The 21,258-nt window shown below is 75.8% G+C and carries 21 protein-coding genes and 1 other RNA gene; 10 read left to right on the top strand and 12 right to left on the bottom strand.

Annotated features, from left to right (window positions below):
- Positions 1 to 5 precede the first annotated feature (5 nt).
- Both KVT14_RS12340 and KVT14_RS12335 read left to right on the top strand, forming a co-directional pair.
- A complete protein-coding gene (locus tag KVT14_RS12340; RefSeq protein ID WP_217615938.1) occupies positions 6 to 857 on the top strand; it encodes an alpha/beta fold hydrolase in 852 nt (283 codons plus the stop codon).
- A complete protein-coding gene (locus KVT14_RS12335; RefSeq protein WP_217615937.1) occupies positions 851 to 1,552 on the top strand; it encodes a triacylglycerol lipase in 702 nt (233 codons plus the stop codon). Before KVT14_RS12340 ends, KVT14_RS12335 begins: the two co-directional genes overlap by 7 nt.
- A 109-nt stretch (positions 1,553 to 1,661) precedes the next feature.
- Here the strand turns inward: KVT14_RS12335 and KVT14_RS12330 are convergent, their stop codons facing one another.
- From KVT14_RS12330 to KVT14_RS12310, 5 genes are all read right to left on the bottom strand, one after another.
- Positions 1,662 to 3,035 carry an NAD(P)/FAD-dependent oxidoreductase gene (locus KVT14_RS12330; RefSeq protein WP_217615936.1) on the bottom strand — a complete coding sequence of 458 codons (1,374 nt, stop codon included), beginning with the start codon at positions 3,033 to 3,035 and terminating at the stop codon, positions 1,662 to 1,664.
- Between the two features lie 98 nt (positions 3,036 to 3,133).
- On the bottom strand, positions 3,134 to 4,213 hold the full coding sequence (locus KVT14_RS12325) for an ATP-dependent DNA ligase (RefSeq protein ID WP_217615935.1): 1,080 nt from the start codon (positions 4,211 to 4,213) through the stop codon (positions 3,134 to 3,136).
- Between the two features lie 72 nt (positions 4,214 to 4,285).
- Complete coding sequence (locus KVT14_RS12320; RefSeq protein WP_217615934.1) at positions 4,286 to 5,038, bottom strand: histidine phosphatase family protein; 753 nt, start codon at positions 5,036 to 5,038, stop codon at positions 4,286 to 4,288.
- 61 nt (positions 5,039 to 5,099) lie between these two features.
- On the bottom strand, positions 5,100 to 5,834 hold the full coding sequence (locus KVT14_RS12315) for an ABC transporter permease (RefSeq protein ID WP_217615933.1): 735 nt from the start codon (positions 5,832 to 5,834) through the stop codon (positions 5,100 to 5,102).
- Positions 5,831 to 6,808 (bottom strand): ABC transporter ATP-binding protein, encoded by a 978-nt coding sequence (locus KVT14_RS12310; protein WP_217615932.1) that lies wholly within the window; start codon positions 6,806 to 6,808, stop codon positions 5,831 to 5,833. The genes KVT14_RS12315 and KVT14_RS12310 overlap by 4 nt, the downstream gene beginning before the upstream one ends.
- 197 nt (positions 6,809 to 7,005) lie before the next feature.
- Here KVT14_RS12310 and KVT14_RS12305 point away from each other — a divergent pair, with 197 nt between their 5' ends.
- Entirely contained in the window at positions 7,006 to 7,818 is an 813-nt protein-coding gene (locus KVT14_RS12305; protein WP_217615931.1) for a TetR/AcrR family transcriptional regulator, read from the top strand.
- A 13-nt stretch (positions 7,819 to 7,831) separates the two neighbouring features.
- Here KVT14_RS12305 and KVT14_RS12300 read toward each other — a convergent pair whose 3' ends face one another.
- Positions 7,832 to 8,359 carry a DUF6328 family protein gene (locus tag KVT14_RS12300; RefSeq protein ID WP_217615930.1) on the bottom strand — a complete coding sequence of 176 codons (528 nt, stop codon included), beginning with the start codon at positions 8,357 to 8,359 and terminating at the stop codon, positions 7,832 to 7,834.
- 217 nt (positions 8,360 to 8,576) lie between these two features.
- Here KVT14_RS12300 and ssrA point away from each other — a divergent pair.
- Positions 8,577 to 8,943, top strand: a transfer-messenger RNA (tmRNA) gene (gene ssrA / locus KVT14_RS12295).
- 249 nt (positions 8,944 to 9,192) lie between these two features.
- Positions 9,193 to 11,043 carry an HNH endonuclease signature motif containing protein gene (locus KVT14_RS12290; protein WP_217615929.1) on the top strand — a complete coding sequence of 617 codons (1,851 nt, stop codon included), beginning with the start codon at positions 9,193 to 9,195 and terminating at the stop codon, positions 11,041 to 11,043.
- Positions 11,044 to 11,071: 28 nt separating this feature from the next.
- On the opposite strand, the gene KVT14_RS12285 is transcribed toward KVT14_RS12290, so the two are convergent.
- Positions 11,072 to 11,521 (bottom strand): MarR family winged helix-turn-helix transcriptional regulator, encoded by a 450-nt coding sequence (locus KVT14_RS12285; RefSeq protein WP_217615928.1) that lies wholly within the window; start codon positions 11,519 to 11,521, stop codon positions 11,072 to 11,074.
- Between the two features lie 46 nt (positions 11,522 to 11,567).
- Here KVT14_RS12285 and KVT14_RS12280 point away from each other — a divergent pair, with 46 nt between their 5' ends.
- Positions 11,568 to 11,960 (top strand): VOC family protein, encoded by a 393-nt coding sequence (locus KVT14_RS12280; protein WP_217615927.1) that lies wholly within the window; start codon positions 11,568 to 11,570, stop codon positions 11,958 to 11,960.
- Between the two features lie 70 nt (positions 11,961 to 12,030).
- On the opposite strand, the gene KVT14_RS12275 is transcribed toward KVT14_RS12280, so the two are convergent.
- The 3 genes from KVT14_RS12275 to KVT14_RS12265 all read right to left on the bottom strand — a co-directional run bounded on the left by KVT14_RS12275 (position 12,031) and on the right by KVT14_RS12265 (position 14,381).
- Complete coding sequence (locus KVT14_RS12275; protein ID WP_217615926.1) at positions 12,031 to 12,477, bottom strand: GNAT family N-acetyltransferase; 447 nt, start codon at positions 12,475 to 12,477, stop codon at positions 12,031 to 12,033.
- Between the two features lie 13 nt (positions 12,478 to 12,490).
- Entirely contained in the window at positions 12,491 to 13,834 is a 1,344-nt protein-coding gene (locus KVT14_RS12270; RefSeq protein ID WP_217615925.1) for an ABC transporter substrate-binding protein, read from the bottom strand.
- 115 nt (positions 13,835 to 13,949) lie between these two features.
- A complete protein-coding gene (locus KVT14_RS12265; protein WP_217615924.1) occupies positions 13,950 to 14,381 on the bottom strand; it encodes a type II toxin-antitoxin system PemK/MazF family toxin in 432 nt (143 codons plus the stop codon).
- Between the two features lie 192 nt (positions 14,382 to 14,573).
- Here KVT14_RS12265 and KVT14_RS12260 point away from each other — a divergent pair, with 192 nt between their 5' ends.
- Positions 14,574 to 17,279: a right-handed parallel beta-helix repeat-containing protein gene (locus KVT14_RS12260; protein WP_217615923.1), complete on the top strand. Its 2,706-nt coding sequence runs from the start codon at positions 14,574 to 14,576 to the stop codon at positions 17,277 to 17,279.
- Positions 17,276 to 18,037, top strand: coding sequence for a DUF429 domain-containing protein (locus KVT14_RS12255; RefSeq protein ID WP_217615922.1), 762 nt, complete (start codon positions 17,276 to 17,278; stop codon positions 18,035 to 18,037). The genes KVT14_RS12260 and KVT14_RS12255 overlap by 4 nt, the downstream gene beginning before the upstream one ends.
- On the opposite strand, the gene KVT14_RS12250 is transcribed toward KVT14_RS12255, so the two are convergent.
- On the bottom strand, positions 18,021 to 19,124 hold the full coding sequence (locus tag KVT14_RS12250) for a winged helix DNA-binding domain-containing protein (protein WP_217615921.1): 1,104 nt from the start codon (positions 19,122 to 19,124) through the stop codon (positions 18,021 to 18,023). The two genes, KVT14_RS12255 and KVT14_RS12250, sit on opposite strands and share 17 nt — an antisense overlap.
- Before the next feature lie 31 nt (positions 19,125 to 19,155).
- Entirely contained in the window at positions 19,156 to 20,529 is a 1,374-nt protein-coding gene (locus tag KVT14_RS12245) for an FAD-binding oxidoreductase (RefSeq protein WP_217615920.1), read from the bottom strand.
- A gap of 134 nt (positions 20,530 to 20,663) precedes the next feature.
- Between KVT14_RS12245 and KVT14_RS12240 the strand changes: the two genes are divergently transcribed.
- Together KVT14_RS12240 and KVT14_RS12235 are read left to right on the top strand one after the other, a co-directional pair.
- Complete coding sequence (locus KVT14_RS12240) at positions 20,664 to 20,954, top strand: DUF1905 domain-containing protein (protein WP_217615919.1); 291 nt, start codon at positions 20,664 to 20,666, stop codon at positions 20,952 to 20,954.
- A 1-nt stretch (position 20,955) separates the two neighbouring features.
- Complete coding sequence (locus KVT14_RS12235; protein WP_217615918.1) at positions 20,956 to 21,231, top strand: hypothetical protein; 276 nt, start codon at positions 20,956 to 20,958, stop codon at positions 21,229 to 21,231.
- Positions 21,232 to 21,258: the final 27 nt, after the last annotated feature.

Here is a 21,258-nt window from a genome sequence, read left to right as displayed (position 1 = left end):
CGTCCGTGCTGTCCACGCCCCCCGACACCCCGGCGGACGACCGCACCGGCGACCGCGCCCGCGACCGCCTCGACCGGCGCCCCGGCGGCCGGCGGCCGGGCCGGCTCCTCGCCCGGACCGTCGGCGGCGCCCCGCCCCGCGGGCTCGACCCCGCTGCGGGCGTCGTCGTCACGGACGTCGGGCGCCCGGACGACCCGGCGGTGATGCTGGTGCACGGCATCGGCGTCTCGGAGCGGTACTACCGCGGGCTGACCCGCGAGCTGGCGACGGACCGGCGGGTGCTGGTCCCGGACCTGCCGGGGTTCGGCCGCAGCCCGCGCCCGGCGCGCGTCCCGACGATCGGCGACCTCGCGGACGTGGTGCTCACCGTGCTCCGGCACCGCGGGATCGACCGCGCGACGCTGGTCGGGCACTCGATGGGCGCCCAGGTGGTCGCGGAGGCGATGCTGCGGGCGCCCGACGTCGTGGAGCGGGTCGTGCTCGTCGGCGCCGTCGTCGACCCGGGGGCGCCGTCGGTGCTGCGCCAGGCGCTGCGGCTCGCGAAGGACGGGCTGCACGAGCCGCCGGGCGTCAACGCGGTCGTCGCCAGCGACTACCTGCGCACGGGCCCGTCCTGGTACGCCGCCGTGCTGCCGCACATGTTCGCCTACGACACCGCCGACGCCGTGTCCCGGCTGCCGGGCCCCGCTCTGGTGGTGCGCGGCGAGCACGACCCGGTGTCGTCGCGGGGGTGGGCGCGTCGGCTGGGCGCGCTGGCGCCGCGGGGCGACGTCCGGGAGGTGCCCCGCGCCGGGCACGTCGCGATGGCCAGCCACGCGCCGCTGCTCGCCCGCTGGGTGCGGGAGAACCCGTGCTGACCGCGGGGGAGACCGCCCGCCGCGCGGTCTGGTGGGGCCAGGACTACGCCTACGCCGGCTGGCGGCAGGCGCGCGGGCTGCTGTCCCGGACCTCGCCGGACTCGTACACCCGGCCCGCGCCGGCCCGCCGCCCGCCGGTCCTGCTGCTGCCCGGCGTGTGGGAGACCTGGCGGTTCCTGGAGCCGCTGGCGCGCGGGCTGTTCGCGGGCGGGCACCCGGTGCACGTCGTCGCGCCGTTCGGCCTGAACCGGGGGAGCGTCCCGGACATGGCCGACCTGGCCGCGGCCCAGCTGCTCGACGCCGACCTGCGCGGGGTGGTGCTCGTGGCGCACTCCAAGGGCGGGCTGATCGGCAAGAGCGTCATGGGCCGCACCGACGTCGGCGACCGGGTCCTCGGCATGGTCGCGATCAACACGCCGTTCTCCGGGTCGCCCTACGCGCGGCTGCTGCCCCTGCGGTCGATCCGGACCTTCCTGCCCGACGACGAGGTGCTCACGGCGCTCGCCGCCCAGCGCGCCGACCACGGGCGCATCGTGTCCGTGGCGACGTGCTTCGACCCGCACATCCCGACCGGCAGCGAGCTGCCCGGGGCCAGGAACGTCCGCCTGGCGACCCCGGGTCACTTCCGCTCGCTGACCGACCCGGCGCTGCTCCCGCTGCTGGAGCAGGAGCTCGCGCGCCTCGCGCCGGCCTGACCGCGGCAGGGCCGCGCCGGTGAGGTCGGCACATCCTCGTGAGGTCGGCACACACACGTGACGACCTCGTCGCGTTGTGCCGACCTCACCGCGGCGCGGAGACGGCGGGTCAGTCGTCCAGGACCTGGCGGGTCGGCACCGTGGGCTTGTCGACGCCCCGCGTGCGCAGGGCGCCCCGGCCGACCACCTGCTGCCACGTGGCCGTGCGCTCGGACCGCCCGCGGCCGATGAAGCTCACGGCCCAGTGCAGCAGCGTGGTGATCCGGTTCTTGAACCCCACCAGGTAGAACAGGTGGACCCCGAGCCAGAGCAGCCACGCGCCGAACCCGGCGGTCTTGACCGGCCCGATCTTCGCGACCGCCTGGAACCGGGACACCGTCGCGAGCGACCCCTTGTCCTGGTACCGGAAGGGCCCGGCGCTGGGCTCGCCCTGCACGCGGCGGACGATCTCCTGCGCGGCGTACCGGCCGGTCTGCATCGCGGCGGGCGCGACGCCGGGGACGCCCGGACGCAGGGCCATGTCGCCGACCACGAACACCTCGGGGTGCCCGGGCAGCGAGCCGTTCGGCTCCACCCGCACCCGGCCCGCGCGGTCCACCTCGGCCCCGGTCTTCTCGCCGAGCTGCTTCCCGAGCGGCGACGCCTGCACGCCGGCGGCCCAGACCTTCGTCTGCGACTCGATGGTGGTGCGGTTCCCGTCGCCGTCCTCGACCGTGACCGAGGACGCGTCGACGTCGACGACCTTGTGGCCCATCAGCAGCTCGACGCCCAGGCCCTCGAGCACCCGCGCCGCCGCGTCCTGCAGCTCCTCCGGGTTCCCGGGCAGCACCTTCGGCACCGGGTCGACGAGGAGGATGCGCGCCTGGGTCGGGTCGAGGCTGCGGAACGAGCCGCGCAGGGACCGGTGCGCCAGCTCCGCGAGCTGCCCGGCCATCTCGACGCCCGTGGGTCCCGCGCCGACGACGACGAACGTCGTGAGCCGCGCGCGCTCCGCCGGGTCGGTGGCGAGCTCGGCCAGCTCGAACGCGCCGAACACCCGGCCGCGGATCTCCAGGGCGTCGTCGATGCTCTTGAGGCCGGGGGCGAAGTCGGCGAACTGGTCGTTGCCGAAGTACGACTGACCCGACCCGGCCGCGACCACGAGGCTGTCGTACCGGGTGCGGGTCTCGCCGAGCGGCGAGGCGGACACGACCTCGCGCTTCTCGAGGTCGATGTCCGTGACGACGCCCAGCAGCACCCGGGCGTTGCGCTGGCTCTTGAGGACGTCGCGGGTGGCGGGGGAGATCTCGCCGACCGACAGCACCCCCGTGGCGACCTGGTAGAGCAGCGGCTGGAACAGGTGCGTCGCGGTCCCGTCGATCACGGTGACCCGGACGGGGGCGTCGGCCAGCGCCTTGGTGGCGAACAGGCCGCCGAAGCCGGACCCGATCACGACGACGTCGTGGGGCTTGCCGGGCGTGCGCGAGGGGACGGAGGCGCTCATTCCACGGGGTCCTTCCGCGGTCGGGTCTGGCGGACCCGACCGACCCTACGAGCGGGCCGCGCGGAGCGCGCGCGGAGGGTGCCGGGGCCGTCCGCCGGTCACGCGGGCGGCGCGAGGATCTCCGACAGCCGGAAGTTCACCGGCTCCTCCAGCTGCGCGTAGGTGCAGGTCGCGGGGTCGCGGTCCGGGCGCCAGCGCTTGAACTGCGCGGTGTGCCGGAACCGGTCGCCCTCCATGTGGTCGTAGCCGACCTCGACGACGAGCTCCGGGCGCAGCGGCACGAACGACAGGTCCTTGGTCGCGTTCCACCGGCTGACCGCGCCGGGCATCCGCCGGCCCTCGTGCGCCGACTGGTCCGCCCAGTCGCCCCACGGGTGCTCGGACAGGTCGTCCGCCCGCAGCGGCGCCAGCTCCTCGACCAGCGCCTTGCGCCGGGCCATCGGGAACGATGCCGCGACGCCGACGTGCTGCAGCCGGCCGTCGTCTGTCCACAGCCCGAGCAGCAGCGAGCCGAGGACGTCGCCGGACTTGTGCCAGCGGAACCCGGCGACCACGCAGTCGGCGGTGCGGGCGTGCTTGACCTTGAACATCGTCCGCTTGTCGGGCTGGTAGGTGCCGTCGAGCGGCTTGGCGACGACACCGTCCAGCCCAGCGCCCTCGAACTGGGTGAACCACTGCTGCGCCACCGCGAGGTCGCCCGTCGCCGGGGTGACGTGCACGCGGGGGTCGTCGCCGGTGATCGTGGCGCCGAGCGCGTCGACGAGGCGGGCGCGCCGGTCGCCGAACGGGGTGCGCATCAGGTCGTCGTCGCCGAGCGCGAGCACGTCGAACGCCACGAACGACGCCGGCGTCTGCCCGGCCAGCAGCCGGACCCGGCTCTCCGCGGGGTGGATCCGCTGCTGGAGCGCGTCGAAGTCGAGCCGGTCGCCGGACACGATCACGATCTCGCCGTCCAGCACGCACCGCTCCGGGGTGGACGCCCTGATCGAGTCGACCAGCTCCGGGAAGTACCGGGTCATGGGCTTCTCGTTGCGGCTGCCGAGCACGACCTCGTCGCCGTCCCGGAAGACGATCGTGCGGAACCCGTCCCACTTGGGCTCGGTGTGGCCGAGGTCGGGGATCTCCGGCACGGCCTTGGCCAGCATCGGGGACACGGGCGGCATCACGGGCAGGTCCATGGCGCCCATCCTGCTCGGCGGGGGCGGGCGCGGCCAGGGGTGGGCGTCGGCGGGGCGGCGGGACGGTGGTGGTCAGGCGCCGTCCGGGCGCTCCGGGGAGCGCACCGGCTGCTCGGTCCCGGGCACCGGCAGCCCCGGTGCGCCCTGAGCAGCCGGGTCGTACCCGAACGTCCGCACCTCCCGCTCGCCGTCCGGCCCGATCCGGACCGTCGACACGCTCGCGTTCGCCAGCGGGTCCATCGGCACGGTGCCGGCCATCGCCAGGTAGGCCAGCAGCGTCACGCCGTGGCTGACCACCAGGACGTCGCCGCCGCCCGCGTGCTCCCGCTCGATGCGCCCGAACGCGTCGGCGACCCGCTCGAGGTACGCGGTGGTGCGCTCCGCGCCGGGCAGGCCCGGGTAGGTGCCGGTGAGGATGCCGCCGAACAGCTCGACCGGGTCGCCGAGCGCCAGCAGCTCGGCCTCCGGGCGGGCCTCGAGGTCGCCGAAGTGCATCTCCCGGAGGCCGGGGTCGGTGGTGAGCCCGACGCCGGGGTGCGCGGTGAGCAGCTCGCGCGCCGTCGCGACGGTGCGGCCCGCCGGGCTCGCGTACGCCGCGGCGAAGGTCCGGTCCGCGAGCACCCGCGCGGTGGCGCGGACGCCCGCCAGGCCGTCCGCCGTCAGCGGGGAGTCCGACCAGCCCTGCAGCAGCCGGGCGGTGTTGAACTCCGTGCGGCCGTGCCGCACCAGGTAGAGCGTCGTGGTGCCGTCGGGGGCCGCCCCGTCGTCGAGGCTGGTCGTCGGGCCGTGCTCCGCCGCGTCGGCGGACGTCGCGAGGAAGGGCATGCCCGCGATCCTAGGCACGGCCCCGGCGCCCGTGGTCGGGTCGCCGGGGCCGTGCGGGCGCCTACGCCCGGCGGCGCAGCGCCCAGGTCGCGCCCGCCACCGACGCCGCGCACCAGGCCAGCAGCACGACGAGCGAGCGACCGGGCATCGTGAACGTGTCGCTCGCGAGCCCGGACCGGACGAGCTGGGCCATCGGCTCGAAGGGGAACCACTCGTGCGCCGTCTGCAGCCACGCGGGCATCCGGTCGGCCGGGTAGCTGACCGGGGTGAACAGCAGGATCACGAACACCAGCACCTGGGTCATCAGCATCGCCAGGGTGGGCTTGAGCAGCGACGCCACCCCGTAGCCCACCGCGGCCGCCGTGAGCGACACGAGCAGCGTCGCGGGGACCAGCCAGGGCGCGGGCGACAGGTGGACGTCGAACCGGAGCACGCCGGTGACGATGCCGAGCACCATGCCGGGCAGCGCGATCAGCGTCCAGACCAGCAGGTCGCTCACCAGGAACGAGCCGCGCGGCACCGGCAGCGTGCGCATCCAGTCGAGGCTGCCCTCCGTCCGGGACTGGGACAGCATCTGCGGCGTCATCACCAGTCCGACCATCACGAGCGTGATCGTCGGGGCGCCGGTCGCCAGGTAGAGGGCCTGGTCCGGGGGCGGGTCGCCGATCACGAGCCCGAAGCCCAGGATCGTCGCGACCGCCAGGAACACCTGGACCACGACGAGCAGCGGCAGCATCGTCGCCTGCCGGCGGAACTGCCACTGGGTGAGCAGGAGGGTCTGCTGGACGGTGGTCACGCCGCCACCCCCGCACCCGCGGCGCGGCCCGCGTGCTGCTCGTGGCCGACGAGGTCGACGTACACGTCCTCGAGCGACGCCGGCGTCAGCGCGTACCGCTCGAGGCGGTGCGCCGCGACCTCGTCCTGCGCCCAGCGCACGACCTCCGCGGCGTCGGCGGCGCGGACCGTGCCGACCTCCCGGCCGCGCGCGCCGGCCACCTCCCGCACCGCGGGGTGCCACCGCCAGCCGGCGTCGACGGCGCCGGGGGAGAGGTCGGCCTCCACGGTGAGCGTGCCCTGCAGGTGCGCCGTGAGGCCCGCAGGGGTGTCGTCCGCCAGCACCCGGCCTCGGTCCAGCACGACGAGCCGGTCGACGACGCGCTCGGCCTCCCGGACGTTGTGGGTCACGAGCAGCACCGCGCGGCCCTCGTCGGCGAGCGCGCGGATCCGGCCCCAGAGCAGCCGGCGGCGCACGGGGTCGACGTCGTTGGTGGGCTCGTCCAGGACGACGAGCCGGCCCGGCGTGACGACGGTCATCGCGAACGCGGTGAGCCGGGCGATGCCGCCCGAGACCTTCTCCGCGGGGGTGTCGGCCCAGGGGCGCAGGTCGAGGGCGTCGAGCAGCTCGTCGGTCCGCGTGCGCACCGCCGCGCGGTCGGCGCCGCGGATGCGCCCCACCAGCTCGATCGCCCGGCGCGGCGTGAGGCCCGTGATCGGGACGTTGGCCTGCGCCTGGATGCAGGTGCGTCGGCGCGCCTCGGCGGGCTGCGCCACCGCGTCGACGCCGTCCAGGCGGATCGTGCCCTCGTCGGGGCGGACGAGCCCGACGACCTGGTTCACCAGGGTCGTCTTGCCGGCCCCGTTGTGGCCGAGCAGGCCGACGACCTGCCCCGCCGCCACGTCCAGGTCGATCCCGTCGTTCGCCTGCACGCCGCCGCGCCCGCGGTACCGCTTCCGCAGCCCGCGGACGGTCAGCACACCCGCTGCGTCCATCTCCGCACTCCCTCGCTCGTCGCCTCGGTCGGTTCGCATACCGACCGGTACGTGATGGAACGTAGCAGGATGTGGGCATGAGATACCAGTGGGTATCTCGTCTGTGGCGAGGGATGTCGCAGCACGTCATAGCCGCGGCACGTCGACGGGACCGATGCTGGATACCGGTCGGTACGCGACGCGGTTAGGATGACGGCATGGCGCGCACGCACGACGACCAGACCCCCGACGGGAACGCGGCGGACGACTCGATCGGGGCCGCGACCCGCGCCCTCGCCGACGCCACCGCCGCGCTGACCCGGCTCATCGGCAAGCAGGTGCAGTCCGTCGTCCCCGAGGTCTCCGACGCGGTGGCGGCGAGCCTGCGCGAGGCGTCGCGCGGGCTGGCCGACGCCTCCGAGAGCGTCGGGCGACGTGGCGGGGGCGGTCGTGCCGAGGAGCGGCGCGCCGAGCGCGCGGGCCGCACGCGCTCCGAGCTGCTGGACGCCGCGGCGCGCGCCTTCGCCCGGCAGGGGTACGAGGGCGCGTCGCTCGGGGACATCGCCGCCGACGCCGGGTACACCAAGGGCGCCGTGTACGCGCACTTCGGCTCGAAGCACGAGCTGTTCCTCGAGGTCGCCCGCCGGCAGATCGCCGCCGCCCCGGCCCAGCCCGGCCTGCCCGGGATGGGGGAGGAGGGCCTGGAGGAGAAGGTGTCCGCGGCACTGCTCGGCATGGTCGACGAGACCCAGCTGCTGCTCGCGCTCGAGATCCTGTCCTTCGCCGTCCGGCACCCCGAGGCGCGGGCCGAGATCGGCGCGTTCTACGAGGAGGGGTTCGCGGAGCTCGCCGACCAGGTCGGGCGCGCGCGGCACCCCGCCGACCCCGAGCCGGCCGAGGCCGACTGGGACACCGCGCTCGCGGTGGTCAGCGTCTCGAACATCGCCCTGCTGCTCGGTGCGGTGACCGGCTCGCCGCACGCCTCGCCGGAGGCGGGGTCGCGGGTGATCGCGCGGCTGCTGCGGGGCTGACGGCCGGCGCGCGTCAGGCGGTCTCGCGGCGCGCGCGGTGGGACAGCCGCCAGGGGAGCGCGACCCACACGACGGCGAGCCCGGCCAGCGTGACGGCGCCGGCGACGATCCCGGCCGTGCGCCCGACCACCACGTCGAACAGCAGCAGCGCCGAGCCGCCGAGGACCAGCGCCAGCGCCGCGAGCCCCGTCTGCGCCATCCGGTCCGCCGAGTCCACGAGCTCGCGCTTCAGGTGCCGCCGGAACAGGATCCGGTGCAGCGAGACCGGCGCCACGATGAACGCGGTCGCGGTCAGGGCCAGCACGACCAGCACCAGGTAGACGGTCTTCTGGTAGTCGTCCAGGTCGAGGAACCGCTGCTGGAACGGGACCGTCAGCAGGAACCCGGTCAGGATCTGCACGCCCGTCTGGGCGACACGCAGCTCCTGGAGCAGCTCGTTCCAGTTCCGGTCCATCCGCTCCGTGGCGGTCTCGCTGCGGCCGTCGCGGGGATCGGCGTCGAGGTCCTCGGGGCGGGTGCTCTCGGAGTCGTGCTGCGGCATGGTCGGTCCTTCGCGCGGTGCGCGCCGCCCGGGTCCTCGGCGGCGTCTGCGCCGATGGTGCCCCGGTCGATCGCAGGACGCAGGTCGAGCGGGCAGTCCCACGGGAATCACGGTGCGGGCTGCGGCGTTGCACCCGTATGCTGGACCTGCTGCGGCCGGCGGCCGGGAGCCCGTGAGGGCGACCGGGCGAGGGGCGCGGCGATTGACAACTCCACATGGGGGTGATCGGTTTCGACGGTGATCGTCGAGCCAGGAGAAGCGGGCCGAGGACACACGGTTATCTCGCTAACGATCCGTGTAAACCCATAGGTGCCGATAACAAGCGCACCGACTTCGCCCTCGCCGCCTGAGCGAGCCTCGAAGTCCGTCAGCCTGAGCTAGCTTCCGACTCAGTTCCTGGCGTCATCTAGGGAGCCACTGCTCGTAGCCTTCGTCACGGGGGCTGCGGGGACTTTCACGTGACTGAGCCTGTCCACCACTTGTCTGCGTGATGGTGGGGGCCGAGAAAAGCGCAGCAGACTGCGCCCGGAGAAGTCCTGGTTCCACGTCATCGGACGCGGGTTCGATTCCCGCCACCTCCACTCGAGTGCCGAGAGGCCCGTCCCCGCCGGGGGGCGGGCCTCTCGTGCGTCATCGGTCGCGGGCTGTGCCGGCGGCCGTTCGGGCTGCCGGGGCCGCGAGGCCCGCCCGCAAGACCCGCTGTGCGGGACCCCGCGCGCGGGACCCGCCGCTGCGGGGCGCCGAGTCGTCCACAGGTGCCGTGGACGTGCTCCGTCCCCAGGCCAGGGGCCGGTCGCCGGGGTCGTGTCGGTGGGCGTCGGTAATGTCGTTCCATGGCATCTGACCTGCAGGAACACCCCGACGGCGACCCGGCCGCCGCCGTCGTGCTGCCGGTCTACGGGCCCGACGGGACGTGCCTGACGGACTTCGGCCCGGACCCCGTCGTCGCGGCCGGTGGGGCGCCGCGCACGGGCGAGCAGCGGCAGATCGAGGCGATCCGTTCCTGCGAGCCCGGACCCGAGCTGGACGCCTGGCTGCGAAGGCTGGACCCGCGCGTGCTGCCCTCGGCGATCGTGGTCGAGGTGATCGCCGCGCAGACCCGGATCGAGTCCTACCAGCACGCCCGGACCCTGGGCATGATCGCCGAGCTCGCCTCCCGGGACGAGATGAGCCCGGAGTGGTCGCCGCTGGCGGGTGCCCCGCCGACGCAGGCGTGCGTGGCCGGCGACGAGCTCGCGATGCGCCTGGGCTGGCCCCGGGTCACGGCGACCAAGACCGTGCACCGCGCGCTGGTGCTCGACGGGATGCTCGGCGCGACCCGCGAGGCCCTCGAGGTCGGGCACCTCGACCCCGCCAAGGCCCAGGTCCTGACTACCGGGTTGGCGGACCTGCCGTTCCAGGTCGCCCACGCCGTCGAGGACGCGGTCCTGCCCGAGGCCGACCAGTGCTCCGTCGCCGAACTGCGCCAGCGCGTCGAGCGGGAGATCCGGCTGGTCGACCCCGAGGGCGCCGCGAGTCGCCGCGAACGCGCCCGCTGCACGAGGAAGGTCTCCCACCCCCGCCCGCAGCCGGACGGCATGGCCTCCATGTGGCTGGTCCTGGACGCGGCGGACGCGCTGCGGGTCGACGGGGTCCTGACCCACGCCGCGACGACCGCCAAGGCCCTCCGCGACGACCGGACCCTGGACCAGCTGCGCGCCGACGGGCTGCGGGACCTGGTGGTGGGCGACGTCCCCGCGTCGGATGGTCCGGCGTTCGAGATCCACCTGTCCCCGGGCCTGCCGGTGCCGCCGGAGCCGAACCGGTCGTGGAACGGGGCGACCTTCACCGACCGGGACGGTGTGGTGCTCACGCGCCCGGTCGAGCCGATCCCGATCGCCACCCTCACCCCGCTCAGGGACACCGCGACGGACCCAGCGCCCGGCCAGGACCACCCGGTTCCCCCGGCGGAAGCACCTCATGCACCGACCGGGACCGAGCCTGCGACCGACACCCACAACAACACCGACACCGACACCGACAGCGACACCGAGTCCCCGACCGCGACCAGGACGAGGACCGTCGCCACTACGTCCAGCGCACCGACCGGAGCCACCGCGCCCGCGCCCGCGCGCCGCGGCTGCACCCGCTGCTCAGGCCGCCCCGGAACCGAGGTCCGGATCACCATCCCCGCCTCGACCCTGCTCGGCCTGGACGACCAGCCCGCGCACCTCGACGGCCACGGTCCCATCGACGCCGTCCAGGCGCGGGCCCTGGCGATCGGCGGGGTCTGGCAGCGAGTCGTCACCGACCCGCTCACCGACCGGGTCCTGGACGTCGGCCGGGAACGCTACCGACCACCCGCCGCCCTGGCCGACCTCATCCGGATCCGGGACAAGACCTGCGCGGCACCCGGCTGCAGGGTCCCCGCCTGCGCCTGCGAGCTCGACCACACCCAGGAGTTCCACCCCCGACCCGGCGGTGACCCCGACGCGCCCCTGGGCGGCACCGACGCCGACAACCTCGGACCGGTCTGCCACCGGCACCACCGCCTCAAGACCGACGGCGGATTCCGACTACGGCAGATCGAACCCGGGCTATTCGAGTGGGTCACCCCCACCGGTCACCGGTACCTGACTCGGCCGGGCACCGGGCAGACCCACGACGCCACCGCCGACCCCTACGACGCCCCACCGCCGTTCTGACGAACCACCTCGGTTCTGAGGCGCGCGATCAGTCGTCGCCGGCGAGCAACGCGTCCCTGCTCGCCCCGAGCGCGTCCCGCAGCGCCGACCGCGCTGCGGCGTCGAGCCCGCCGAGCATCCGCTCCATCACCCCGGCCACCCGCACCTCCGCCTCCGCCAGCGCCGCGGTGCCGGCGCGCGTCGGGGCCACCGCCCGCTCCCGCCGGGGCCCCGGTTCCGCGGCGCGCTCGACCAGCCCCTGGCGCTCCATGCCCTGGACGAGCACGTTCATCGACTGCCGGGAGACGAACGTGCGCCGCGCGAGCTCGGACCCGGTGATGCCCGGCTCCGCGCGCAGGGTGGTCAGGCAGGCGTACTGGGACACCGTGAGCCCGAGCGGCCGCAGCGCCTCGTCCATGCGGTGGTGCAGCGCGGCCTGCGTGGCCTTCAGCAGGATGCCGAGCTCCTTGGCGAGAGCGGCGTCGGCGGCGTCGTTCATGTCAGCATCTTGACACAGGCCCCGGCGGGAGTGTCAGGATGTTGACATGAACTCCACCCCCACCGGCACGACCGGCCCCGACTTCGTCTCCTTCCAGGTCCGCGACCTGGCCGCCTCCGCCGACTTCTACGAGCGCCTCGTCGGCCTGACCCGGCTCCCGGCGTCGAACCCCCAGGCCGTGGTCTTCTCCACCGGCGCCGCCGGAACGACGGCGTTCGCGGTGCGGGTGCCCTTCCCGGGTGTCGACCTCGATGCGGCAGGGCAGCTCGGCACCGGGATCGGGGTGTGGTTCCACCAGCCCGACGCGGCGGCGCTGCACGCACGGTTGGCCGACGGCGGCGTGCCGATCGTGCAGGAGCCGTTCGACAGCCCGTTCGGGACGACGTTCTCGTTCCGCGACCCCGACGGCTACGTGGTCACCATCCACTCGAAGCCCTGACCCGGGCGGCGGCCCGGCCCGGGCGGCGGCCCGGCCCCGGCGGCGGCCCGGCCCGGGCGCCCGGCGGTCGTCAGCCGAGCGGGATCTGGTAGTGGATCATCCCGGACCGGGTCGCGACCCGGTCGTAGAGGGCCCGGGCCGTGGCGTTCGACTCGGCGGTGAGCCAGCACACCTTGGCGGACCCGTTCTGCTCGGCCCACGAGCGCACGTGCTCGACGAGCGACCGGCCCGCACCGGCGCCGCGCCCGCCCGGAGCGACGAACAGGTCCTCGAGGTAGCAGTAGCTCGTCGTGGTCCAGGTCGCGGCGTGGGTCAGCCAGTGCACGAGGCCGACCGCCGCGCCGGAGTCGTCCCGGGCGAGCGCCCCGTGCAGGCCCGAGCCCGGGTCCACGAGCCGGGCGAACGTGGCGGCCGTCGTGTCCTCGTCGAGGGTGGTCTCGTAGAACGCGAGGTACCCGTCCCACAGCGCGCGCCACGCGGCGCGGTCGTCCGGGGTGAGCGGGGTGACGGTGGCCATCCGCGCAGCGTAGTCAGCCGTCCGCGGCCGCCGCGGCGACGTCCGTCAGCGACGTGAGCACCCCGTCCAGCGCGCCCGGGTCCTGCACGAGCCGGAGCATCGCCGCGCTCCACGCCGACTGGACCTCGGCCGGCATCGCGTCCCCGGCGCCGAACCGCACGACCTCGGCGCCGGTCAGGTGCTCCGCGACCGAGCGAGCCACCGCGTCGGGGTAGGCCGAGGCCGGCACGCCGCGGTTGACGGAGGTGTACCCGCCCAGCCCGGCCCACCGCGCCTGCGCGTCGGCGCCGGTCAGGTAGGCCAGGAACGACCGGGCGGCCGGGGTGTCCCGGAGCGCGACGACCAGGTCCGCGCCGACGGTCGCGGCGCCCGCGAGCGCGGGGTCGACGGCCGGGAACGGGAACCAGTCGTAGCCCGTGCCGGGCGCGAGATCGGGGTAGGCCTCGGTCACGAACGCCTGCGCGAACGACGCCATCGGGTAGACGTACGCCTCCGGCGGGTCGGCGAACACCGGCAGCACGCCCTCGGCGTCACCGGTCGTCAGGATCGCCGGGACCCCGCCCAGCACCCGCCCGGGGGCGGTCACCAGCGTCAGGAACCGGTCGAAGGACCGCCGGACGCACGCGTCGGTCCAGGGGACCTCGGCGGCGACCCACGCGTCGTAGGTCGCGGGGCCGCAGCCGCCGAGCGCGAGCGAGGCCACCCAGTCCGTGAGCGCCCAGCCGCTGCCCGGGCCGCGGGGTGCGACGACCGAGAGCGGCGTCCGCCCGTCGGTGACGGCGTCGTCCGCCCATGCGACGAGGTCGTCCCAGGTCCCGGGCACGGCGTAGCCGGCGGCGTCGAACGCGGCGGGGGAGTAGCAGACCGTGGAGCGGTCGGTGGCCTTCACCGGGAGCGCGAAGAGCGCGCCGTCGACGGTCCCGAGGTCCGTCCACGCCGCGGGGTAGTCGCGGGCGACGGCGGACGGGTCGAGCAGGTCGTCGAGCGGCAGGAGGGCGCCCGCGCCGACGAGGTCGCGCAGCAGGCCGGGGTTCGGCAGGACGGCGACGTCGGGAGGGGCCCCGGCGGCCACCGCGGCTGCCAGGTCGCCCGCGAGGTCCCGGGACCCGGTCCACGCGACGGTCGCACCGGTGGCGTCCTCCCACGCCCCGGTGACCGTGGCGAAGGCGTCGCGCTCGGGGCCGCTCCACAGGCCGAGGACGGACACCACCGCGCCGTCGAGGTCCGGCGGCCCGGATGACCCCGACGACGGCCCCGAGGGGGCGGTGGTCGGGTCCGGGCCGCTCGACCCGGTGCACGCCGCGACCGCCAGGGTCAGCACGGCGGTCGCCACGACGGCCACGCGGCGCAGCGTCATGGTCCGCCTCCCGCGTCGCTCTCGGCCCGGCGCCGGGCCGCCCGGTCCCGACGTCGCGCACGCTACGCGCGGGGCTCGCGGCGGGCGCCGCCCCGTGCGCCCCTCGAGCCGCCGGTCACCGCAGGTCGCGCGCCGCCTCCTCGTACCAGCGCAGCCACGCCCGCCCGGCGTCCCCGGTGCGCCGCCGCAGCGCGCTCCGGCGCAGGTCCAGCGGCCGCAGATCCACCCAGCTCCGCCGGTCGAGGCCCGGCAGCGTCTCGGGCGACCGGGCGTAGCCGCCCCGCCCGTCCTGGTCCCGGGAGGTCAGCCGCACGACGGTGCATCGCCGCCCGCGCGACGACAGCACCACCACCGGGCGGTCCTTCGCACCCGTGCCGTCGCGGTACGGCACCATCGCGAACCACACGTCGCCCCGGCGCGCCCGCGGCGCCCCCGCCCGCCCGAGCAGCCGCAGCACGAGCGCCACCGCGCCGACGACGAGGACCAGCAGCCACGGGCGGTCGGCGACGAGGTCGGCGAGGACGCCGGGAACGATCTGGTCGGTCATGCACGGGAGTGTCGCAGGCCGGTCGACCGGTGGGCGCGCGGGTCCGCCCGCGGCGCGTGCCGGTCCGGGCCACATCCGCGTTGACGGCCGACCGTCGCTGTCGCTACGTTCCCAGGAACCGGTTTCCCGCTGACTTCGGCGGGGTCGCCGCACACCGGCTCCCTGCACGACGACGACGTCGAAGGAGCACGTGTGCGCGCCCGTCCTCGCCCCACCCCGCTCGTCCTCGGAGCCGCGGTGCTCGCGTCCGCGCTCGCGTGCGCGCCGGCCGCCTCCGCGGCGCCGGCGCCCGAGACGACCGCGCCCGCCCCGGCTCCGGCCTCGGACCCCGACCTGCCCCCGGGTCCGCCCGCCGAGCGCACCTGGCGGTCGGCCTTCGTCGGGAACGTCTCCGGGTCCGGCGCCAGCGCCGGCTCGGTCGAGGTCCTCGACGACGGGTCGGTGCGCCTGACGTCGGTGGACGGGAAGATCGCCGAGTCGGAGGACGGGTTCGTCTACCACTACACCGAGATCGACCCGGCGACGGAGAACTTCACGCTGACCGCGACGTTCCACGTCGACGACGCCTCCGCGGTCGACAACCAGAGCGGGTACGGCGTGATCGCCCTCGACACGTTCGTGCCGGGCAGCAAGGGCGCGCGCTACTTCAACTCCGCGGCGGCCGCGTTCGCCCGGCAGACCGACCCGGAGACCGGGCAGTTCCGGTACGGCACGGCCGGTGGGCGGTTCGTCTCCGGCTACACCGAGGCGCCCGACGTCGCGTCCACCGGCCGATCCGTGCGGGACTCCGCCGCGTTCGACTGGGGGTTCCGCTCCGACCTGGTCACCGAGCAGAACGCCAACCCGCCCAAGATCCTGACCGGAGACACCTTCACGCTCACGCTGCGGCGCTCGAACACCGGCTTCCACGCCTGGCTGGGCGACGAGGTCGACCGGCAGGTGATCGCGTACGACCCGGCGATGCTGCTGCAGCAGACCGACGACGCGATGACCGTCGGGGTGTTCGCGGGGCGCAAGATCCAGGTGACCGTGACGGACCTCAGCCTGACGACCGTGCACCCGGACGACGACGACCCGGCGGTCTCGCGCCCGGCCACCCTCCTGGAGCCGGCGCTGGCGCTGGACTCGGCCACCACCACGCCGTCCCGGGACTACGCGCCGGGGTTCACGGCGAACGTCCGCGGGGCGGTGCACGTGCGCGACGCCTCCGGGGCCGTGCTCGGCGGCCCGGTGCCGGTCGCGCCCGGCGTCCCGGCCCGCGTGCCGCTGCACCTGCCGGACGGGCACTCCCGCCTCACCGCCGTCCTCGAACCCGCGCCGGAGGCGGAGCAGGAGCTCGACGAGGGCGTCCGGCTCGCCTCCACCGAGCCGGTGCCGCTGTCCGTCGACCTCGAGGTGCGGCGCTACGGGGTGGCCGGTGACGCCCTGCACGTGGCGCCCGCGGCGGAGGCGGACGTCGCGGCCGGCGGCCCGCCCGGGTCGCCCGACGGCGCGGGCACCCGTGCGGCCCCGCTCGACCTCGCCACCGCCCTCGCCTTCGCCCAGCCCGGGCAGCAGGTCGTGCTGCGCGGCGGCACCTACCGGCCGGAGCGGGCGCTGGTGATCCCCCGAGGGCGCGACGGGAACCCCGACGCCCGCATCCTGCTCACCTCGGCGCCCGGCGAGCACGTCCTGGTGGACCTGTCCGGCTCGCCCGACGGCGGGTTCGTGCTCCGCGGCGACTTCTGGCACGTCCACGACATCGAGGTGACCGGCGCCCGCGGGCGGCAGAAGGCGTTCTCGGTCATGGGCAACGACAACGTCGTCGAGCGGTTGCACACCCACCACAACGGCAACACGGGCCTGCAGATCTCGGGCGACGACACCGAGCCCCGGTCGATGTGGCCCGCGCGGAACCTGGTGCTGTCGAGCGTCTCGCACCACAACGTCGACCCGGAGCGGAACGACGCGGACGGGTTCGCGGCCAAGCTGACCGTCGGCGACGGCAACGTGTTCCGGTACTGCATCGCGCACCACAACGTGGACGACGGGTTCGACCTGTACGCCAAGTCCACGCTCGGGCCGCACGGGTCGGTGACGATCGAGCACTCGGTGGCCTACCGGAACGGCTACCTGACGGACGACCCGGCGGAGGTCTCGCCGCAGAGCGGGAAGGGCTTCAAGCTCGGCGGCGAGTCCATCCCGCTGGGCAACGTGCTGACGAGCTCCGTGGCCTACGGCAACGTGACGCAGGGCGTGTCCAGCAACTCGAGCCCGGACGGCACCGTCCAGGGGGTCACGGCGTACGCCAACGAGCAGAACAACCTGACCCTGTCCACGACGACGCACCCCGTGACCGACTACCGGGTGACCGGCTTCCTGTCCGTCGGCCCGCGCGGGGCCGACCAGATCAGCCTCCGCGAGCAGGCCGACACCATCCGGACGGATCCGAGCAACTACCTCGACGGCGTCAACGCGCTCGGGGTGGAGGTGCGGGACGACTGGTTCGTCCACCTCGACACCTCCGTCGCCCCGACGATCGCCGCCGACGGCAGCATCGACATGCACGGGCTGCTGGAGCTGACGGACGCGGCACCGGCCGGGACCGGCGCGCGGCTGCTGCCGAACCCGGACCCGACGGAGATCGTGCTCGGGCCCGAACCCGGATCGACCGCCCCCGGCGGCTCTGTGCCGCCCCAGGGGCCCGGGCCGGCGGTGCCGGAGGCCGCGGAGCGGGACGGTGCTGCCGGCGTCGACGCCGGCAGGCCCGGCCCGCTGGCCGCGACGGGCGGGCCGGCCGGCACGACGGCTGCGCTCGCGGCGCTGCTCGTGGCCGCCGGCGGCATCGCCCTGGGCATGTGCCGGCAGGCATCCGTCGACGTCACCGGTCGGCGGGGCCGGGCAGACTGGCGCGCGTGACGCCCCCCGCCCTGCACGTCGGCCTCGACCTCGCGTGGTCCACCGGAGTGACCGGCCTGGCGGTGGTCGACGACGCGGGCCGGCTGCTCGGCTCCGGCTCGTGCCGCACGGACGACGAGATCGCGGCGTGGCTGGCCCGGCTCGACGCGCCCGTCGCGGTCGTCGGCGTCGACGCCCCGCTGGTCGTCCCGAACGCCACCGGCCAGCGCGAGGCGGAGCGGGCGATCGGCCGGGCGTTCGGCGCCTACGGGGCCTCGGCGCACACGGCCAACCGCGGCACGTTCGGGGGTGCGGACCCGCGGGCCTGGCGGTTGGCGGAGCGGTTCGGCTGGGCGACCGACCCGGGGACGCCGGTCGGCGGCGGGCGCACGGTGTGCCTCGAGGTGTACCCGCACCCGGCGCTGGTCGCGCTGTTCGGGCTGCCCTACCGGCTGGACTACAAGAAGGGTCCCCGGGAGCGGCGGCAGCCGGGGTTCGCCGCGCTGGTGGCGCACCTGGAGTCGGTGCCGGGGCTGCGCGCCGCGGAGAGCCCCCGGTGGGCGCACCTCCGAGGCGTCGTCGCCGAGCCCGGGCCCGGTGACCTGGACCGGGTCGAGGACGAGCTCGACGCGGTGGTGTGCGCGCACCTCGCGTGGCTGTGGCACCACCGGCCGGGCTCGCTCGAGGTGTACGGGAGCGCGGCGGGCGGGTACGTGGTGGCACCGCCGCCGCCCGCGCACCCGGCGGTGCGGCCTCCGCGGGTCACCGGCCGAGCGTGACCCCGTCGGCGTCGAGGTCGAGGAACGCCGCCATCCGCGCGCCCTCCGCGAGCACCTCGTCCTCGACGCCCGCGGGCAGCGGGACCAGGGGGTGCACGGCGAGCGAGCCGTCGGCCACGGTCCAGGTCGCCGCGACGAACCCGTCGAGCAGCACCGTGGCGTGCACCATCGAGTAGCCGGGTATGACCGTCGTCCGGTGCTCCTCGGGGAGCAGCCGCGTGCGGTCGCGGTGGCCGAGGACCGCGTTGTCGAACGCCGCGAGGAACCGCACCGGCGCCGGGGCGTCCTCGTCGGCCAGCTCGGCGTCCGCGAGGTCGAGCAGCTCGGCGCCGTCGGGGCCGCGGTACGTGCGGAGCCCGGCACCCGGGTCGTCGCGCAGCGCGTCGGTCAGCGGCCGCAGCCGGGTCAGGCCGGTGTACGCCTGCACGTCCATGACCGTCGCCGGGCCGAAGGCCGCGAGGTACCGGCGGACCAGCGCGCCCGGGTCCGCGTCGCCCACCGGACGGCCCAGCCACGCGCCCGCGTCGGCGACCCGGATCGACCGCCGGCTCCACCACGAGCCGAACGCCGACGTCGCGGGCCCGTGCACCACCGGCGACCGGGCCTCCACCGCCGCGGCCAGCACCGCTCCCCGGCGGCCGGGCCAGCGCGCGGCCAGCGCGGCGGCGAGATCCTTCCGCGGCACCAGGTCCGTCCCGAGCACCTCGCGGGCCAGCGCGACGAGCTCCCCGGGGTCGATCCCGTCGGTCTCCCGCCGGTAGTACGTCGACCGCGCCAGGCGGTCGAGCACGGGCGCGACGGTCGGCCGGAGCCACGCGTAGTCGTCGGCGGTGACGAGGTGCTGGGTGCCGCGCAGCAGCGGCCCCCGGACCAGGGTCCGGGCCTCGACCGCCGCCTCGAGGTCCGCGCGCTCGACGCCGGCGACCCGGGACCACAGGCCGGCGAACACCCAGTTCGGCTCCTGGGCCTGGACGGCGAGCAGCCGGGCGACCGCGTCGGCGACCGGGACCTCGGCCCGCGCGTCGAGCAGCTGCCGGCGCAGGAGGGTCCGGTTGAGCCGGCGCAGCGTGAGCGTCGTCGAGGTCACCCCGGCATCGTGCCGTGCCCGGCCACCGCGGTCACCCCGCCGGCGGCACGTTCTGGTTCCGCCGGAACAGGTTGCCGGGGTCGTAGACCGCCTTGGCCGCCGCGAGCCGGTCCCACGTCGCGCCCGGGTACGCCGCGCGCACCCGCTCCGGGCCCTCGTCGCCGAGGAAGTTCACGTAGGCGCCGGCGTCGCACTGGTCGAGGAGCGCCGCGGTGCCCTCGACCCACGCGGTGCGCTCCGCCCGGTCGCCCGGTCCGGTCACGAACGCGGCGACGTTGCCCATCAGCCGGCTCGACCGGTGCGCGAACGCGGTCGCGTCCGCGGGCACCCGCCCGATCGCGCCACCCAGCGCGCGGAGCTGGACGACGCGCATGCCGTCGAGCGCACCCAGCCGGTCGATCACCGCCTCGGCGAGCGGCAGGTCGACGTGGTCCAGCAGCAGGGTCCGGGCCACCGCGGTCGGGTGGTACTCGGGGTCGGCCGGCGGGAACAGCTCCGGGTAGGCGACCGGCCGGACCAGGTCGGCGATCGGCTCGGCGAGCGCCCGGACAGGCGCCAGCGCGGCGTCGGCGGCCTCCGGCGGCCCGGACCAGCAGACCAGCGCCATGACGGCGAGGGCACCGTGGTGCTCGGCCGGGACGAACGGCAGCGGCGGGCAGGGCATCACGTTGACGATCGCGGTGAGCTCGTCCGGCCCGGCCTGTAGCGCGCCGAGGAACCCCGCGACGACCGACGCCGACGCGGGCAGCAGCAGCATCCCGCCGGTCACCCCGTCGAGCGGGTGCGGCCGGAACCGGAACCGGGTGACGACGCCGAGGTTGCCGCCGCCGCCGCGCAGCGCCCAGAACAGCTCCGGGTGCTGCTCGGCGTCCGCGCGCACCACCCGGCCGTCGGCGAGCACGACGTCCGCCGCCAGCAGGTTGTCGACGGTGAGCCCGTGCGCGCGGGACAGGAACCCCACCCCGCCACCGAGCGTGATCCCCGAGACGCCGACCGACCCGGTGTCCCCGAACCCCACCGCGAGCCCGTGCGCGGCGGTCGCGGCCGTGGTCTCCCCGGCGGTCGCGCCGGCCTCGACCCAGGCGGTGCGGCCCCCGGGGTCGACGTCGACCGCGCGCATGTCCCGGAGGTCGACGACGAGGCCGTCGTCGACGGTGCCGTGGCCGGCTCCGCTGTGCCCGCCGCTGCGGACCGCCAGCGGCAGCCCGGCGTCCCGGGCGAACGCGACCGCGGCGGCCACGTCGGCGTCGTCCAGCGGTCGTGCGATGACGGCGGGACGGGGGTCGGCGCCGCCGAGCACGACCACCCGGAGGGTGTCGTACTCGGGGTCGTCCGGCAGCACGAGGCGGCCCGAGAACCGGGTCCGGAGGCTGTCGAGGTCCTGGGTGCTCACCGATGCGGTCATGCGGGCGCTCCTTCGCGCTGCGGCTGGTGCGGCGGCGGGGACGCCTCCCAGCGTTCTCCCGGTCGCGGCGGGGAGGCAAGGGGTTTCGGGGCGGTCCCGGCGCGCGGCCGCGGGGCCTTTCGTACGCTGGCGCCATGGACCTGCGGTTCCGCGGCGAGATCGTCCACTGGCGCGGACCGGCGCCGTACCACTACGTGGCCGTCCCCGGTCCCGAGGCGGACGAGCTGCGGGCGGCGTCGTCGCTGGTCTCGTACGGCTGGGGCGTCATCCCGGTCGCCGTGACGCTCGGCCGGACCCGGTGGGAGACGTCGCTGTTCCCCAAGGACGGCGGGTACCTCGTGCCGATCAAGACCGCCGTGCGCCGGGCCGAGGGCGTGGACCTCGGCGACGAGGTGGAGCTGCGGCTCCGCGTCGAGGTGCGCTGAGGTGGCGGGGGAGCGGTCGCGCGCCGCGGCCACGCTGCCGTGGCTGGTCGCCGTCGCGGGCGTCGTGCTGACGGTGGTCGGCGTGTGGTTGCTGACCCGCCCCGTCGTCGCCTGGTTCGCCTATGCGCCGCTGAGCGGCGACGCACTGGTGCCGAGCCCGCGCCCGTCCGTCGCCGGGATCGTCGCGCTCGGGCTCGGGTGCGCGCTGTGGGGCGGGGCGCTCGGCGCGCTGCTCGCCCGCCGGCGGGCCCGCGCCGTCGGGGACCCGCCGGCTTGACGCGCGGCGGTGCGGGCGGCGCTCGTA

This window comes from Cellulomonas sp. GbtcB1 (genome assembly GCF_019091725.1).
GTDB lineage: Bacteria > Actinomycetota > Actinomycetes > Actinomycetales > Cellulomonadaceae > Cellulomonas.
The sequence above is the reverse complement of the archived record's forward strand: the minus strand, read 5'-3'. Positions and strand labels throughout refer to the sequence as shown.

Bases quoted from the DNA above. Each gene is read 5' to 3' on its own strand.
- KVT14_RS12330 (WP_217615936.1), bottom strand. From the start codon at position 3,035: ATGAGCGCCTCCGTCCCCTCGCGCACGCCCGGCAAGCCCCACGACGTC.
- KVT14_RS12245 (WP_217615920.1), bottom strand. From the start codon at position 20,529: ATGACCGCATCGGTGAGCACCCAGGACCTCGACAGCCTCCGGACCCGG.
- KVT14_RS12290 (WP_217615929.1), top strand. From the start codon at position 9,193: ATGGCATCTGACCTGCAGGAACACCCCGACGGCGACCCGGCCGCCGCC.
- KVT14_RS12320 (WP_217615934.1), bottom strand. From the start codon at position 5,038: ATGCCCTTCCTCGCGACGTCCGCCGACGCGGCGGAGCACGGCCCGACG.
- KVT14_RS12280 (WP_217615927.1), top strand. From the start codon at position 11,568: ATGAACTCCACCCCCACCGGCACGACCGGCCCCGACTTCGTCTCCTTC.
- KVT14_RS12325 (WP_217615935.1), bottom strand. From the start codon at position 4,213: ATGGACCTGCCCGTGATGCCGCCCGTGTCCCCGATGCTGGCCAAGGCC.
- KVT14_RS12240 (WP_217615919.1), top strand. From the start codon at position 20,664: ATGGACCTGCGGTTCCGCGGCGAGATCGTCCACTGGCGCGGACCGGCG.
- KVT14_RS12285 (WP_217615928.1), bottom strand. From the start codon at position 11,521: ATGAACGACGCCGCCGACGCCGCTCTCGCCAAGGAGCTCGGCATCCTG.
- KVT14_RS12300 (WP_217615930.1), bottom strand. From the start codon at position 8,359: ATGCCGCAGCACGACTCCGAGAGCACCCGCCCCGAGGACCTCGACGCC.
- KVT14_RS12265 (WP_217615924.1), bottom strand. From the start codon at position 14,381: ATGACCGACCAGATCGTTCCCGGCGTCCTCGCCGACCTCGTCGCCGAC.
- KVT14_RS12305 (WP_217615931.1), top strand. From the start codon at position 7,006: ATGGCGCGCACGCACGACGACCAGACCCCCGACGGGAACGCGGCGGAC.
- KVT14_RS12270 (WP_217615925.1), bottom strand. From the start codon at position 13,834: ATGACGCTGCGCCGCGTGGCCGTCGTGGCGACCGCCGTGCTGACCCTG.
- KVT14_RS12275 (WP_217615926.1), bottom strand. From the start codon at position 12,477: ATGGCCACCGTCACCCCGCTCACCCCGGACGACCGCGCCGCGTGGCGC.
- KVT14_RS12310 (WP_217615932.1), bottom strand. From the start codon at position 6,808: ATGGACGCAGCGGGTGTGCTGACCGTCCGCGGGCTGCGGAAGCGGTAC.